The sequence below is a fragment of the Miltoncostaea marina genome (assembly GCF_018141525.1).
In the GTDB taxonomy this organism is placed as follows: Bacteria; Actinomycetota; Thermoleophilia; order Miltoncostaeales; family Miltoncostaeaceae; genus Miltoncostaea; species Miltoncostaea marina.
This window is the reverse complement of the sequence record NZ_CP064655.1, coordinates 1,360,124-1,373,130: the sequence shown is the minus strand read 5'-3', so window position 1 is coordinate 1,373,130 and position 13,007 is coordinate 1,360,124. Positions and strand designations below refer to the sequence as shown.

Genomic DNA, 13,007 nt, shown 5'->3' with positions numbered 1-13,007 from the left:
GCCGCCGCGCGCGCGCCCGTGTGCCGGGCGCCGTGCTACTTCACGACGAGGTTCACCAGCCGGCCGGGGACGACCACCTCGCGCACCACCGCCTTGCCCTCGATCGCGGAGGCCACCTTCGGCAGCGCCCGCGCGAGCGCGGCGACCCCGGAGTCGGGGGTGTCCGCGGGCATCTCCAGGCGGTCGCGCAGCTTGCCGTTGACCTGCACCACGATCGTGACCGTGTCCCGCCGCAGGTACGCCTCGTCGGCGACCGGCCACGGCTCGCGCCAGAGCGCCTCGCCGCCGAGCGCCTCCCACAGCTCGCACGACACGTGCGGGGCGAACGGGAACAGCAGCGAGACGGCGGTCTGCGCCGCGTACCGCAGCGCGTCACGGCCCACCTCGTCGCCCAGGGCGCCCTCCGCGGCGTCCTTCGTGGCCAGGTTGACCAGCTCCTGGACGGCGGAGATCGCCGTGTGGAACGAGAACCGCTCGCCGATGTCGGCCCCGACCTTGGCGATCGTCGCCTCGGCCTTGCGCACCAGCTCCTCCGCGACCGGGTCGGCGGCGAGCGCCTCGAGCGCCGGCCGCTCGACCAGCGGCCCGGCCTCCAGGCCGCCCACCAGCCGCCAGATGCGGTCGACGAAGCGGCGCTGGCCCTCGACGTTGCGGTCGCTCCACTCGATGTCCTCGGCGGCCGGCCCCATGAAGAGCACGTAGAGGCGCAGCGTGTCCGCGCCGTAGCGGGACACGATCTCGTCGGGGGCGACCACGTTGCCCTTGCTCTTGCTCATCTTCGCGCCGTCGCGGTAGATCATCCCCTGGGTGAACAGGCGCGCGAACGGCTCGCGCACGCCCACCAGCCCGGCGTCGTAGAGCACCTTGGTGAAGAAGCGGGCGTACAGCAGGTGCAGCACCGCGTGCTCCACCCCGCCGATGTACTGGTCGACCGGCATCCAGTAGTCGAGCACCTCGCGCTCGAACGGCGCGGACGACAGGTGCGGCGCGGTGTAGCGCAGGAAGTACCAGGACGAGTCGACGAATGTGTCCATCGTGTCCGTCTCGCGGCGCGCCTCGCCGCCGCAGCGCGGGCAGTCGGTGCGCACCCAGTCCTCGGCGCCCGCCAGCGGGCTGCGGCCCTTCGGCGCGTAGTCGCGCACCTCCGGCAGCAGCACCGGGAGCTGGTCGTCCGGCACGGGGACGGTGCCGCAGCGCTCGCAGTGGACCACCGGGATCGGCGCGCCCCAGTAGCGCTGGCGCGAGATCAGCCAGTCGCGCAGGCGGTAGCCCACGGTGGCCTCGCCGAGGTCGCGCTCGGCCAGCCACGCCGCCATGGCGCGCTTGGCCTCCTCGACCTCCATGCCGTCGAGGAACCCCGAGTTCACCATCCGTCCGGGGCCGGTGTAGGCCTCCTCGAGCGGCGCGCCGGGCGCCTCGCCCTCTGGGGCGATGACGCGCGCCACGGGCAGCCCGTGGGCCCGCGCGAAGGCGAAGTCCCGCTCGTCGTGGCCGGGCACGGCCATGATCGCGCCGGTCCCGTAGTCCATCAGCACGTAGTCGGCCACCCAGACCGGGATCGGCTCGCCGGTGACCGGGTTGACCACGCTGCGCCCGGTGGGAACGCCGGTCTTCGGCCGGTCGGCGTCGCCGCGGTCGGCGGCGGAGGCCCGGGCCGCGGCGGCGGCGTACTCGCGCACGGCGGCCTCCTCGGGGCGCCCCGCCACCAGGCGGCCGACGATCGGGTGCTCGGGCGCCACGATGAAGAACGTCGCCCCGAACAGCGTGTCGGGGCGCGTGGTGAAGACCGGGATCTCGTGCTCGCCGTCGTCCGTGCGGAACACCACCCGCGCGCCCTCGGAGCGGCCGATCCAGTTGCGCTGCATCGTGAGCACGCGCTCGGGCCAGTCGACGAGCTCGTCCATGTCGTCGAGCAGGCGCTGGGCGTAGTCGGTGATGCGCAGGAACCACTGGGTGAGCTGGCGCAGCTCCACCTCGTGGCCGCACCGCTCGCAGCGGCCGTCCACGACCTGCTCGTTGGCGAGCACGGTCTGGTCGTTGGGGCACCAGTTGACCGGCGCCTCCCGCCGCTCGGCCAGCCCCCGCTCGAAGAACCGCAGGAACAGCCACTGGGTCCAGCGGTAGTACTCCGGGTCGCTGGTCGCGATCTCCGTGTTCCAGTCGATCGCGAACCCGAGGCCCTTCAGCTGCTCGCGGATGCGGGCGATGTTGCGCGCCGTGACCTCCGCGGGCGGCTCGCCCGTGCGGATGGCGGCGTTCTCGGCCGGCAGGCCGAAGGCGTCGTAGCCCATCGGGTGGAAGACGGCCACGCCGGAGCGGCGGCGGTGGTGCGCCACCACGTCGCCCATCGTGTAGTTCTTGACGTGGCCCATGTGGATCTCCCCCGACGGGTAGGGGAGCATCTCGAGCACGTAGTACTTCGGGCGCTCGGGCACGACGGGGTGCGCCCCGTCGCCGGAGACCGGCTCCGCGCGGAACGCGTCCTCGCGTTCCCACGCCGCCTGCCACTTCGACTCGACGGGCGCCGGGTCGTACCGTTCCGGCAGGATTCGAGCGGGCGCCGACATCGGCGCGAGTATCGCATACGGTTCAGGGGGCCCCATGACGACGACCCGCCCACCGGTGCTGATCCGCACGGCCGACGTGGCCGAGCACTTCCCCGGCATCATCGGCCTCTACCGGGCGCACGGCTGGACGCACGCGGGCGACCCCGCCCGCCTGCGCACCGCGATCGAGCACTCGTCGTTCGCCGTCGTCGCGACGGAGGACGAGCGCGTCGTGGGCTTCGCCCGCGCGATGTCCGACGAGGCCTTCGCCGTCTACATCGCCGACATCCTGGTCGCCCCGGACCACCAGCGACAGGGCATCGGGCGCACCCTCGTCCGGGCCATCCTCGACCATTATCCGATGGACCGCTTCCACCACCAGGTGCTGGTGGCCGAGCGCGGCGCCGAGGGGTTCTACCGGCGCCTGGGCATGGTGCCCGTCACCTCGTACGGGCTGACCGCCTTCATCCGCTCCAGCCGGTAGCGGCGCGGCGCGCTACGTGCGCACGAAGCGGCGGGTGAGCGCGTCGTCGGCCGGGCGCACCCGCTCGCGCGGCTGCTCCGCGTCGGCCCCGCCGGACGCCGTCGCGGCGGCCTGGGCGGGCAGGTGGTCGACCAGGTCGAGGGCGAGCAGGCGCGCCAGGCGCTCCTCCACCCGCAGGAAGCGGTCGATCGCCTGCATGTCGCCCGACACGGCCGGCGTGTAGAGCGTCCGCCACAGCTCCATGAGGGCCTCGGCGTGCACGATGCGCCGGTCGGTGGCGTGCGACTCGTCGGCGACGCTGCGCGCCTCGCGCGCCACCATCTTGCGGACCTCGGCGCGCGTGACGCCGAGCCGCGCCGCGATGGCCTCGGGCGACTCCCCCGAACGGGCAAGCTGCAGCGCCATGCGCCGCTGACGGGCCGCCAATGCCCGCCGGCTCTCGGCGTCGTTGAGCTCCGACATCGACCCTCCGCTCCGTGGTGTCGAGTCGTTCATACACCGGGTTTGCGGGCGAAACCAGCGACCTCGACAGGTTTGCGGAGGTTGCGACCGCCGATGCCGGCGCGGTCAGCGGACGCGCACCCGCGCCGCCCGCGCCGCCCGCGGCAGGAGCGCGGGCGTGCCGATGAACCGCGCGTGCACCCGCAGCGCGCGGGGCCCGCGCGCCCGCCATCCGCGGGCCGCGAACGTCCTGCGCCAGGCGTACGCGCAGCGCCCCGCCACCCGCCGCAGCGCGGGGCGCCCGCGCGCGACCACCGCCCGGCCGCGGCGGACGCTCACGACCACCCGCCCGGCGCATGCCCGCGCCGCCCGGACGCCCGCCGGCAGGGCGAGCCGGCCGGCGACCCGGAGGCGCACCGGCGGGCGCAGATCGCGCCGCGGACGCACCGTCAGGCTCAGCGAGCGGGGGCGCCGCCGGGCGGCCGGCCCCGGCCCCGGCGCGACGGGCGGCCCGGGCGCGGCCGGCGGCCCCCCGGGCGCCTGCGGCGCCGGCGCGGCCGACGCCACCAGGCCCGTGACGCGGACGGCCGCCCGGTCGTCCTCCCCGGCCGCCGCGTTGCCGGGGGCGGAGTCGGGGTCGACCACGCCCGACGCCGCGACCTCGACAACCACGTCGTGCGGCCCCTCCGCCGCGACGCGTGCCCGCAGCGACAGGGTCGCCGGCGCCCCCGGCGCCAGCGTCCCGACCTGCCAGGCGCCCGTCGCCGGGTCGTACGCCCCCTGCGCGGCGGACCATCCGGCGTGCGCAAGGCCCGATGGCAGCGCCGCCGCCACCGTGACGCCCGTCGCCGGGTCGGCGCCGGCGTTGGCGGCGAGCACGGTGATCGCCACCTCCTGCCCCACCTCGGCGCCGGTCGCGTCGGCCGACGCGGACAATGAGAGATCCGCCACCGACCCGATCATCGTCGCGCCCACCGGCACCCGTCCGGCGGACGAGACCGGCTCGTTGTCGCCGATCGTCGCCGGATCGCTGTAGCCGAGCTGGCCGAGGGTGCTCGCCCCCCAGCAGGAGAGCGTCCCCTCGTCGAGCAGTGCGCACGTGTGGCTCCCCCCCGCGGAGAGCGCCCGTGCCCGGACCGCCGGGCCGAACGCTACGGGCGCGCCACTGCTCACGGGCTCGTCGTCACCAATCGTGATTAGGTCACCCGTGCCAAGACGACCAGCCGTCGCGGCGCCCCAGCAGCGCACCGAGCCGTCCTCGAGTACGGCACACGTATGCGTGGAACCAGCCGCGATCGCGACTGCCGACTCGCCTGGTCCGAGGTCAACGGGCGCCACCGACCCCGGAACCTCGTCGTCGCCGACGGATGCAGTGCTGCCGTAGCCCAGCCGACCCAAGGTTCCAAGACCCCAACAACGGACCGAGCCGTCGTCGAGTAGCGCGCATGTATGAGCCATGCCCGACGAGATCGCCCGAGCCTTTCGCCCTGGTCCAAGGTCGACCGGCGGTACCGCACCAGGCGTCTCGTTGTCGCCGATGTCCTCGGTCGTCCCGGTGCCGAGGCGACCATTCGCTCCTTCGCCCCAGCACCGCGCAGACCCGTCGGCCAAGATCGCGCAGGTGTGCATGTCGCCTGCCGAGACGGCAACGGCGCGTTGGCCACCGAGATCAATGAGCCCAACGGCGTCCGGCGTCTCGTCGTCGCCGATGTCCTGCGTGCCGCCGTATCCCAGCCGTCCAGACGCGCCGTCGCCCCAGCACCGGACGCCTCCACCATCAAGGACAACGCAGGTGTGATCGCCTCCGGCGGTGACGCCGTGTACCGGCCCACCGGTTCGGACAACACCTGCCATTGCCGGCGTTTCGTCGTCGCCGATGTTGTCCATCGCGCCCTGCCCGATCTGACCGGCGGCGCCCAACCCCCAACAGCGCAGCTCGCCTCGGTCGAGCACCGCACAGGTGTGGCTCTCACCCGCGGCGACCGCCGAGACGCTGCGACCGAATCCGACGTCTACCGCAGGACCGTCGACGGGCATCTCATCGTCCCCGATGTCCTCGACGCCCGCGGAGCCCAAGCGTCCGAAGTCGCCGCTACCCCAGCAGCGAAGCTCGCCGGCGTCGGAGACGGCGCAGGTGTGGGACTGCCCGGCGTCGAGCATGCCGGCCTGGAAGCGCCGGACCTCGGATCCGGCTTGCTCCGCGTGCGCGCTGACCGCGCCCGCGACCCACGCGAGCGCGATGACGAGCGGCACGAGCAGCCGGGGCACCCTCTCCCTCCGGGGCACGGTGACGACATGGGCCTGGCGGCTGCCGGTCGCGTACCCCGTCCATGGGATACGCAAACATGGTGAGAGCGAAGTTCAGGCGGTCCGGGACGTCAACCGATGTACCGCGCCTCGATGGCGCGCAGGAAGGCGTCGCGCGCCTCGTCGGCGGCGGCGCCGCACCGGACCGCGTCCTCGATCGCCGCGGCGCGGCCGGCGAGGACGTGGTCGGCGAGCACCTCCTCGAGCCATCGCGAGAAGTCCCCGCCTGCGGCGTGGTGGGCGATCGCCCCGGCGTCGCAGGCGCGCAGCGCCCGGTAGAACTCCATCGCGTTGGCGACCGGCGGCCCGGCCGTCTCCGACGGCCCCACGCGGAACTGGAAGCGCAGCTCCTCGGGCAGCAGCCCGCTGACGTACTTGTGGTGGTGGCGCACGTGGAGCGTCTCGCGGGCGGCGAGCGTCACGATGCGGGCCTCCGGCGCGCCCCTCGTCCCCTCGCGCCGCATCACGACAGCCTGGCCGGGGCGGGCCGCCCCGAGCAGGTCGCGGGCCCCGTCGAGCTCGTGGCGGACGGGCTCGGGGAGCGACTCGGGCAGCGTGCCGGCGAGGGCGATCAGCACGTCCAGGCGCGCGAGCGCCCGCGGCGGCAGCTCGGTGGCGTGGTAGGTCACGAAGCAGTAGCCGCCGCGGCCCGGCACGATCGCGTCGGGGTCGTGATGGGCCGCGCCGAGGTACTCGTGCGCCTCGTCGACGATGAGCCAGTGCGGCATGCCGAGGGCGGCGCGGTTGGCCTCGACCATCGCGGGCACGCGGCGGTAGAAGTCGCGGCGCTCCACCGCGTCGCGCAGCGAGAGGTCGACGACGACGGAGCCGAGCTGGCCGATGGGCTCGACGATGCGCTCCGGCGAGGGCAGCGGGTCGGCCCCGCCCACGGTCACGACGCCCGGCAGGGCGCCGAGCGCCCCGTAGTCGCCCTCGGGGTCAACGACCAGCAGCGAGTAGCCCAGGCGCACGAGCCCCTCGGCGATCAGCCCGGCCACGTGCGACTTGCCGCTGCCGCTCGGGCCGCACACGAGCACGTTGCTCGGCGAGGCCGGCAGCGCGACGTCGTCGCCCGACGGGTCCGTGCCGAGGTGCAGGCGCCAGCGCGACGGGTGCGGCAGAACGGCGCCCGAGACGAGCGGCCCGTCGAGCACGCCGGCCACCCCATGCCCGTCGGCGCGGTCCTCCACCAGGTCGGCGTGGGCGCGCAGGCTGGGCACCGCGTTCGCCAGGGCCACGCCCACCTCGCACGCGGCGAGCAGCGAGTGGTCGTTCTCGGCGTCGCCGATCGCCACCGTGTTGTGGCAGGAGACGTGCAGGTCGGCGAGCCCCTCCGCCACGCCGTTGCCCTTCGAGACGCCGGACGGCAGCACCATCAGCTCGCCGCGGTTGCGGATGAGCTGGAGCTCGAGGCCCAGCCGGCCGATCTCCTCCACCGCGGCCGCGTGGTCGCTCCACTGCATCGCGACCAGCACGCGGCCGCCGCGGGCGGCCACCCCGCGCCGGCGCAGCGCCTCGATCAGGGCCGGGTCGACCGGCTCGGCGAGAAGGCGCTCGACGCCGTCACGGGCCACGGTCGCGCCGTTCTCGGCCACGATCAGGTCCACGTGCGCGGCGGCGTCCGGAAACGCCTCGAGCAGCTCGGCCAGGATGCGGCCGGTCACCAGCACCACCCGGCCCCCGTGCGACCGGTAGCGGGCGAGCGCGTCGAGCGCCTCCCGTCCGGGCCGCCCGCCGTCGGTGAGCGTGCCGTCGAAGTCGACCGCGACGGCGCGGATGTACCCGCCCGGGCCGCCGCCTCCGGGGGTCTCGCCGACCGCCGGCTCGAGATCGATCACCGACATCACCCGTCTCCCTCCGCTCCACGCCGGTCCCGCACGTGCAGCATCCCGCCCGCCGGCGCGCCGCTCATCGGCGCGACGCGCAGGCCGGCTGCGGGAAAACCCCGGCGCGCGGGCGTCAGTAGCGGTCGGCCGGCCCCAGCAGCCCGTAGTGGCCGTCGTACCGGCGGTAGGCGACCATCAGCCGGCCGCGGTCTGGGTCCACGAAGGCCACGAACGGCCCGTCGGTGGCGTCGAGCGCGGCGAGCGCGTCGCCGACCTCCATCGGGATCGCCGGCGCGACGGGTGGGCCGGCCGGCGCGCCGCAGGCGCCCGGGTCGGCGCTGACGAGCGCCAGGCCGCCGTCGGCCGTGCGGTGGATCAGGCAGTCCGTGCCGGTGGCGGCGTCGGTGAACAGGTGGAAGTCGTGGTCGAGCATCCGCATGTCGAAGGCGGCCTGCTCGGGCGTGACCCGCGCCACGGGCAGGCTCTTGCGCCGCGCGAGGCGCCGGTCGGCCACTGGCCGCGCCCGGTGCTCCGGCCGGTGGGCGGGCTCGTGGTCGTGGCGCCAGACGCCGCCGCCGGCCCCTCGCGGGCGGCGCTCGAGGTCGCGGCGGCGGGCGGCGAGCGCGCGGATGTTGCGGCGCACGCGCGCGGCGAGCAGGTCGATCGCCTGGTCCATGGTGCGGCAGGCCACGTGCGCCCGCACCAGCTGCCCGTCCACGTCGATGGTCGCCTTGGCGATCGCGGGCCGCTCCACCGCGGGGTCGGGCTCGGTCGCGAGCTCCAGCCGGCCCAGGATGACCGGTCGTGGCGCCGACATGCACGCCGCGCGCAGCTTCGCCATGGCGCGCTCGCGGTGGCCGTCGGCGGCGTCGCCCCGCAGCCGGATGGACGGCTCGAGCAGGCCGGTGGTGCGTGTACGGGGCATCGCGTCCTCCTTCGCGGTCACCCCCACCATCGGCGCCGCGGCCGCGGCGGCCATCGGGACCGGACCGCCGCGCGCTGCGGGCGACTACGGAGGGTCGCGGGGTTGCCGGTCCCGGCGCGGCGGGCCCGGTGGGGCCGGTGGCAGCATGTGTCGGTGGACATCCGGCTGAAGCGCGCGTACGAGCCGCCGGCGGCGTCGGACGGCCGTCGCGTGCTCGTCGACCGGGTCTGGCCCCGGGGACTGGCGCGCGAGGCGGCCCGGCTCGACGACTGGGCGCGGGACCTCGCGCCGAGCGCCGGGCTGCGGCGCTGGTTCGGCCACGACCCGGATCGCTTCGCGGGCTTCCGCGAGCGCTACGTCGAGGAGCTGCGCGCGTGCCGCTCGCAGCTGGCCGACCTGCGGCGGACCGCCCGCCGCGGCACGCTCACGCTCGTCTACTCGGCGCGCGACGCGGACCACAACCAGGCGGTGGTGCTGGCGGAGGTCCTGCGCCGGGGCCTGCCGCGCGCCGGAGCGTGACGGCGTCGCACGGCGGGCGGCTCAGCCGATCTCGCGACGCTCCAGCGGACGGGTCGCCGGCCCGTCGATCACCTCGCCGTCATACTCGAATCGCGACCCGTGACAGGGGCAGTCCCAGGTGAGCTCGGCGGCGTTCCAGGTGACCTCGCACCCCATGTGCGTGCAGACCGGGGACACCGTGTGCAGCTCGCCCTGCTGGTCGCGGTAGGCCGCCACCTTCTCGCCCCCCGTCGTCACGACGGCGCCCTCGCCGGGGGCCAGCGTGTCCGGCGAGCGCGGGCGCAGCGCCGTGCGGGCGCGGTCGCCGATGAGGCGCTTGCCCACGTTGAGGTTCTCCTTCACGAGGTCGGGCAGCGAGGCGCCCGGGTTGAGGCGCGTCGAGTCGAACGTGGCGGCCCACGCGTTGTCACGGCCCAGCACCAGGTCGGCGAGGATCCGGGCGGCCGCGGAGCCGTTCGACATCCCCCACTTGCCGAATCCGGTCGCCACGAGCACCGCCTCCTGACGGGAGGTGAGGCGCCCGACGTACGGCATGCCGTCCGCCGGGGTGTAGTCCTGCGCGGACCAGCGATGCGTCACCTCGACCACCGGGAAGCGCTCGCGCGCCCAGGCCTCGACCGCCGCGTAGTGGCGCGCGGGGTCCCCGTCCTGACCGGTCTTGTGCGCGTCGCCCTCGATCACCAGCACGTCGCCGTCGTCGGCCGGATGCGGTCGCACGGACCGCGTGGGCCGGTCCACGCTCAGGTACATGCCGGCCGGCACCTCGCCGTCGATCCGCGCGCCCAGGGCGTAGGAGCGGCTGGGGGCCGCCTTGGCGAAGTACCCGCCGTCGAGCGGGAACGGCATCAGCGTCGCCAGCACGACGTGACGCGCGCGCACGGTGCCCGCCGGGCACACGAGCACCTGCCACGGGCCGTCCTCCTCGACGGCGGTCACGCGGGTGCGCTCGACGAGCGTGGCCCCGGCGGCGGCGAGCCGCTCCGCGAGGCCGAGGCAGTACTTGCGGGGATGGAAGATGATCTGGTCGTCCAGGCGCACCGCCGCGGTCACGGCGACCGGTAGCGCGGCGTCCTCGTCGAGCCGTGCCGGAAGCCCCGCCCGGCGGGCGGCTTGGGCCTCGGCCTCCACGGCCGGGGCCGTCTCGGCGCTCGCCGCGTACGTGACCGCCGGGCGGCGCCGCAGATCGCAGTCGATGGCGAGCTCCTCGGCGAGCCGCGCGATCAGCTCGACGCCCGCGAGGTTGGCCTCGGCGTAGACCTGCGCGGTCTCCTCGCCCAGCCGGTCGGCGAGCGACGAGTAGACGAGGCCCTGCAGGGCCGTCGCCTTGGCGGTGGTGTTGCCGGTCGTGCCGGTGGCGATCCGCCGCGCCTCGACGACGGCCACGGCCATCCCGGCGTCGGCGAGCAGCGTCGCCGTCGTGAGCCCGGTGATGCCGCCGCCCACCACGGCGACGTCGACTTCGAGCGCGCCCTCCAGCGCCGGGTACGCGGTCCCCGGCGTGGTGGCGACCCACAACGAGGCGTGACGGCCCTCCGACGCGACGGTCGGCGTCGCCGCCGCGCCTGCCTGGCTCTCCGGCGTCCGGTCGTGCACCTGGCTCGCTCCTCTCCTCAGGGGGCGGCGTGGCGCCCCTCTCCAGGTGCGTACTCGTCGACCACCGGGTAGCGCATGGCAAGGACGGCGCATCCCAGACGGTCAGCCAGCGTCCGCGCGAGCGCCGGAAGGCGTGCGAGCCCAACCTCCGAGCTAGGAGCCCCAGCGATCATTTCAACATTCTGAGCTTCGTGCGGGGGGGACCGTCGGCCGGGACGGGGGCGACTTCGATCCGGACGCCGAGCTCTTGGAGCGTGGTGGTGGCGGCATCCGCGGCCGAGTAGCAGGAAGAGAGCGTCACCAGTTTGAGCTGGCGACGGGTCGGACCGAGCAGTCGGATCAGCTCGTCGACGTCGATCAGATCCTCGCTGCCGTCCTCGTGTTCGAGCACCAGGCCGCGGGGAAGCCCGTGCCCTGAGAAGTGCAGGATGTCCCACCCCTCGCCCTCCTCCACGATCTGCTCCAGCCGCTCCCGAGTGACCCCGTACTGGACGACCCGGAGCTCGACCCCCTTTGCTTCAGAAGTCGCAACTTCCTGGACCATCCGAGCCAGCCGGTGACGTTCATGGCGGAGCGCGAGTGCCCCTCCGCCGGTGGGCAGGCTGAACAGGCCGAGCATCCGGAGCCGCTCGCCTACCGCGCCCTTGAATTGCCCGCCGCTTTCTTGGGATGCAACCGCGTGCGCGAAAACGAAGCTCACGTCCTGCACCGCAAGCGGCTCGCCACCGACGTGGGCGAGCTCGAGCGGCCGAGACCAGAGCCAGGGCGCCCCCTCGGGCACCGCCACGCGCACGGTCACTGGCGCCCTCACAATCAGCGCGTCGCCAACCGCCCCGAGCACCTGCTCACCCATCCACCGACCGACTCGGGAGACCAGCTGACCTTCGCTGTGGAGTCGGTCTTGCAGGTCGGCGCGCCAGCGCAGCATCTCGTACAGATCGGTGAAGCCCTCCAGTTCAACGCTGCCGCGTGCAAGCGCAACGGTGTGATCGGCGAGGAATGCCCCTTGCGCGCTTGTCAGACGCCAGCGCCAGTGACACTCGTCGACCACGTCGACCGCCTCGAGGTGCACGAGCTCCACCCGTTCCCCCTTGACTTCGACTCAGATTCCCTCGTCCGAATGTAGAGCCTCGGACGCGCGCATGTCACGCGCTTGCCTAGTGGAGGGCATTCGCACCTTTCCGGCTCGGAGCCGGTCCAGCTGGCGACCACCTTCGCGCCCCACCACGCTTCCTGGGGTTGCTCAACCTCTGCGGACGCCGACAGAGAGGCGACGACTTCCCTCCAGGAAGGTACGCACGGAGCAACCGGCCAGGCGAGGAGCCGCCGCTCTCGCTTACGGCGGCCTCGGCCCGCCCGCACGAGGTGGAGGCGAGCCCCCCCGGCGACCGCACGAAGGGCGCCACGGCAGGTCGGCACTGGTGCCGCAACCCCAATCGCCTGGCGGCGACGCTGGGCGGCCCGCACGTCGCCGCGGCTCCCCTCTTCCCCGACCTCACCGCCCAGACCATCCGCCAGGCGATGCGGCGCGCGTGCGTGGCGGCCGGGCTGCGCCACATCAACCCGCACAACCTCCGCCACCGCTTCATCAGCCGCCTGGTGATGGCCGGCCTGCCGATCACGGTGATCCAGCGGGTGGTCGGCCACGGGCGGGCGTCGGTGACGCTCGACGTCTACTCCCACGTGCTCCTCGACGAGCCCGCCGGAAGCCTGGAGGCGCTCCGCCGTGGTCTCCTGGTGGTGTTCCAGGAGGGGCCTCCGCGTGAAAACGGCCCGCTGAGCGGGCCTTTCGTCAGTGGAGGATACCGGGATCCTCGATCGGGACCCTCTTGGTTAGGCGAACTACCTGCAAATCGGCAGGTCGGTCAGCGCGAGGAGACCGAGCAAACGCCCCGGCGTGGTGTTCCGGTGGTGTCCGGGGCCGGTTGAGCGCGGACGCGCGACCGCTGCTCAGCCGCCCCCGAGATGCTCGGCAACTCGGCGAAGGAACTCCTGCCGCGTCATCGTCTCTGCCGGGTGGTCCGTCGTCATGTCGTCCGCCGACCCTCTGTGGCCATGGTCGGGCCCGACGCCGTCGCGATCCCAGCCGAGCACCTGGTGGCCGTCGATGACAAGCCGGTACGAGTACGTCTCGCGAGGGTCATCGCCCAGATCCATATCGATGACCTCGAACACCTTCACCACGGCGTCAGGATGCCCGGGCACCTCGACCCGGGCATCCACGAGTCCGAGCGTCGCGGAACGCTCCAGCGGCATCGCGTGGGGAGGTCGAAAGCCGATCCCCACGGCGGCGAGTTCTTGATCGACCTCCGCCAGGTGTGCGCTGACGTGCCTCGGCCTCGGCCGACGTCCCGGTGCGCGCAACC

The 13,007-nt window shown here is 74.2% G+C and carries 11 protein-coding genes; 3 read left to right on the top strand and 8 right to left on the bottom strand.

The genetic code is table 11. The features are described from left to right. Positions 1 to 35 precede the first annotated feature (35 nt). Positions 36 to 2,567 carry a leucine--tRNA ligase gene (gene leuS / locus ITJ85_RS06855; protein ID WP_217915611.1) on the bottom strand — a complete coding sequence of 844 codons (2,532 nt, stop codon included), beginning with the start codon at positions 2,565 to 2,567 and terminating at the stop codon, positions 36 to 38. 34 nt (positions 2,568 to 2,601) lie between these two features. Between leuS and ITJ85_RS06850 the strand changes: the two genes are divergently transcribed. Continuing rightward, complete coding sequence (locus ITJ85_RS06850) at positions 2,602 to 3,030, top strand: GNAT family N-acetyltransferase (protein ID WP_217915610.1); 429 nt, start codon at positions 2,602 to 2,604, stop codon at positions 3,028 to 3,030. 12 nt (positions 3,031 to 3,042) lie between these two features. On the opposite strand, the gene ITJ85_RS06845 is transcribed toward ITJ85_RS06850, so the two are convergent. From ITJ85_RS06845 to ITJ85_RS06830, 4 genes are all read right to left on the bottom strand, one after another. Beyond that, positions 3,043 to 3,492, bottom strand: a complete 450-nt coding sequence (locus ITJ85_RS06845; RefSeq protein WP_217915609.1) for a hypothetical protein — start codon at positions 3,490 to 3,492, stop codon at positions 3,043 to 3,045. Positions 3,493 to 3,597: 105 nt separating this feature from the next. Then, entirely contained in the window at positions 3,598 to 5,631 is a 2,034-nt protein-coding gene (locus ITJ85_RS17730; RefSeq protein ID WP_485020633.1) for an RCC1 domain-containing protein, read from the bottom strand. A 218-nt stretch (positions 5,632 to 5,849) separates the two neighbouring features. Then, positions 5,850 to 7,622 (bottom strand): HAD family hydrolase, encoded by a 1,773-nt coding sequence (locus ITJ85_RS06835; RefSeq protein ID WP_217915607.1) that lies wholly within the window; start codon positions 7,620 to 7,622, stop codon positions 5,850 to 5,852. A gap of 115 nt (positions 7,623 to 7,737) precedes the next feature. Further along, positions 7,738 to 8,583: a sigma 54 modulation/S30EA ribosomal C-terminal domain-containing protein gene (locus ITJ85_RS06830; protein WP_217915606.1), complete on the bottom strand. Its 846-nt coding sequence runs from the start codon at positions 8,581 to 8,583 to the stop codon at positions 7,738 to 7,740. 99 nt (positions 8,584 to 8,682) lie between these two features. Here ITJ85_RS06830 and ITJ85_RS06825 point away from each other — a divergent pair, with 99 nt between their 5' ends. Further along, the gene (locus ITJ85_RS06825) at positions 8,683 to 9,048 is read left to right on the top strand and encodes a DUF488 domain-containing protein (RefSeq protein ID WP_217915605.1); all 366 of its coding nucleotides are present in this window, start codon (positions 8,683 to 8,685) and stop codon (positions 9,046 to 9,048) included. A gap of 21 nt (positions 9,049 to 9,069) precedes the next feature. Here the strand turns inward: ITJ85_RS06825 and ITJ85_RS06820 are convergent, their stop codons facing one another. Together ITJ85_RS06820 and ITJ85_RS06815 are read right to left on the bottom strand one after the other, a co-directional pair. Beyond that, on the bottom strand, positions 9,070 to 10,641 hold the full coding sequence (locus ITJ85_RS06820; RefSeq protein WP_217915604.1) for an FAD-dependent oxidoreductase: 1,572 nt from the start codon (positions 10,639 to 10,641) through the stop codon (positions 9,070 to 9,072). 169 nt (positions 10,642 to 10,810) lie between these two features. After that, complete coding sequence (locus ITJ85_RS06815) at positions 10,811 to 11,722, bottom strand: CHAT domain-containing protein (RefSeq protein ID WP_217915603.1); 912 nt, start codon at positions 11,720 to 11,722, stop codon at positions 10,811 to 10,813. 284 nt (positions 11,723 to 12,006) lie between these two features. Here ITJ85_RS06815 and ITJ85_RS06810 point away from each other — a divergent pair, with 284 nt between their 5' ends. Continuing rightward, complete coding sequence (locus ITJ85_RS06810) at positions 12,007 to 12,570, top strand: tyrosine-type recombinase/integrase (RefSeq protein ID WP_217915602.1); 564 nt, start codon at positions 12,007 to 12,009, stop codon at positions 12,568 to 12,570. Positions 12,571 to 12,591: 21 nt separating this feature from the next. Here ITJ85_RS06810 and ITJ85_RS06805 read toward each other — a convergent pair whose 3' ends face one another. Further along, positions 12,592 to 12,897: a hypothetical protein gene (locus tag ITJ85_RS06805; protein ID WP_217915601.1), complete on the bottom strand. Its 306-nt coding sequence runs from the start codon at positions 12,895 to 12,897 to the stop codon at positions 12,592 to 12,594. Positions 12,898 to 13,007 lie beyond the last annotated feature (110 nt).

Coding starts and splice junctions, on each gene's coding strand:
- ITJ85_RS17730 (WP_485020633.1), bottom strand. CDS start 5,631: ATGCTCGACGCCGGGCAGTCCCACACCTGCGCCGTCTCCGACGCCGGC.
- ITJ85_RS06845 (WP_217915609.1), bottom strand. CDS start 3,492: ATGTCGGAGCTCAACGACGCCGAGAGCCGGCGGGCATTGGCGGCCCGT.
- ITJ85_RS06850 (WP_217915610.1), top strand. CDS start 2,602: ATGACGACGACCCGCCCACCGGTGCTGATCCGCACGGCCGACGTGGCC.
- ITJ85_RS06805 (WP_217915601.1), bottom strand. CDS start 12,897: ATGCCGCTGGAGCGTTCCGCGACGCTCGGACTCGTGGATGCCCGGGTC.
- ITJ85_RS06830 (WP_217915606.1), bottom strand. CDS start 8,583: ATGGCCGCCGCGGCCGCGGCGCCGATGGTGGGGGTGACCGCGAAGGAG.
- ITJ85_RS06835 (WP_217915607.1), bottom strand. CDS start 7,622: ATGTCGGTGATCGATCTCGAGCCGGCGGTCGGCGAGACCCCCGGAGGC.
- leuS (WP_217915611.1), bottom strand. CDS start 2,567: ATGTCGGCGCCCGCTCGAATCCTGCCGGAACGGTACGACCCGGCGCCC.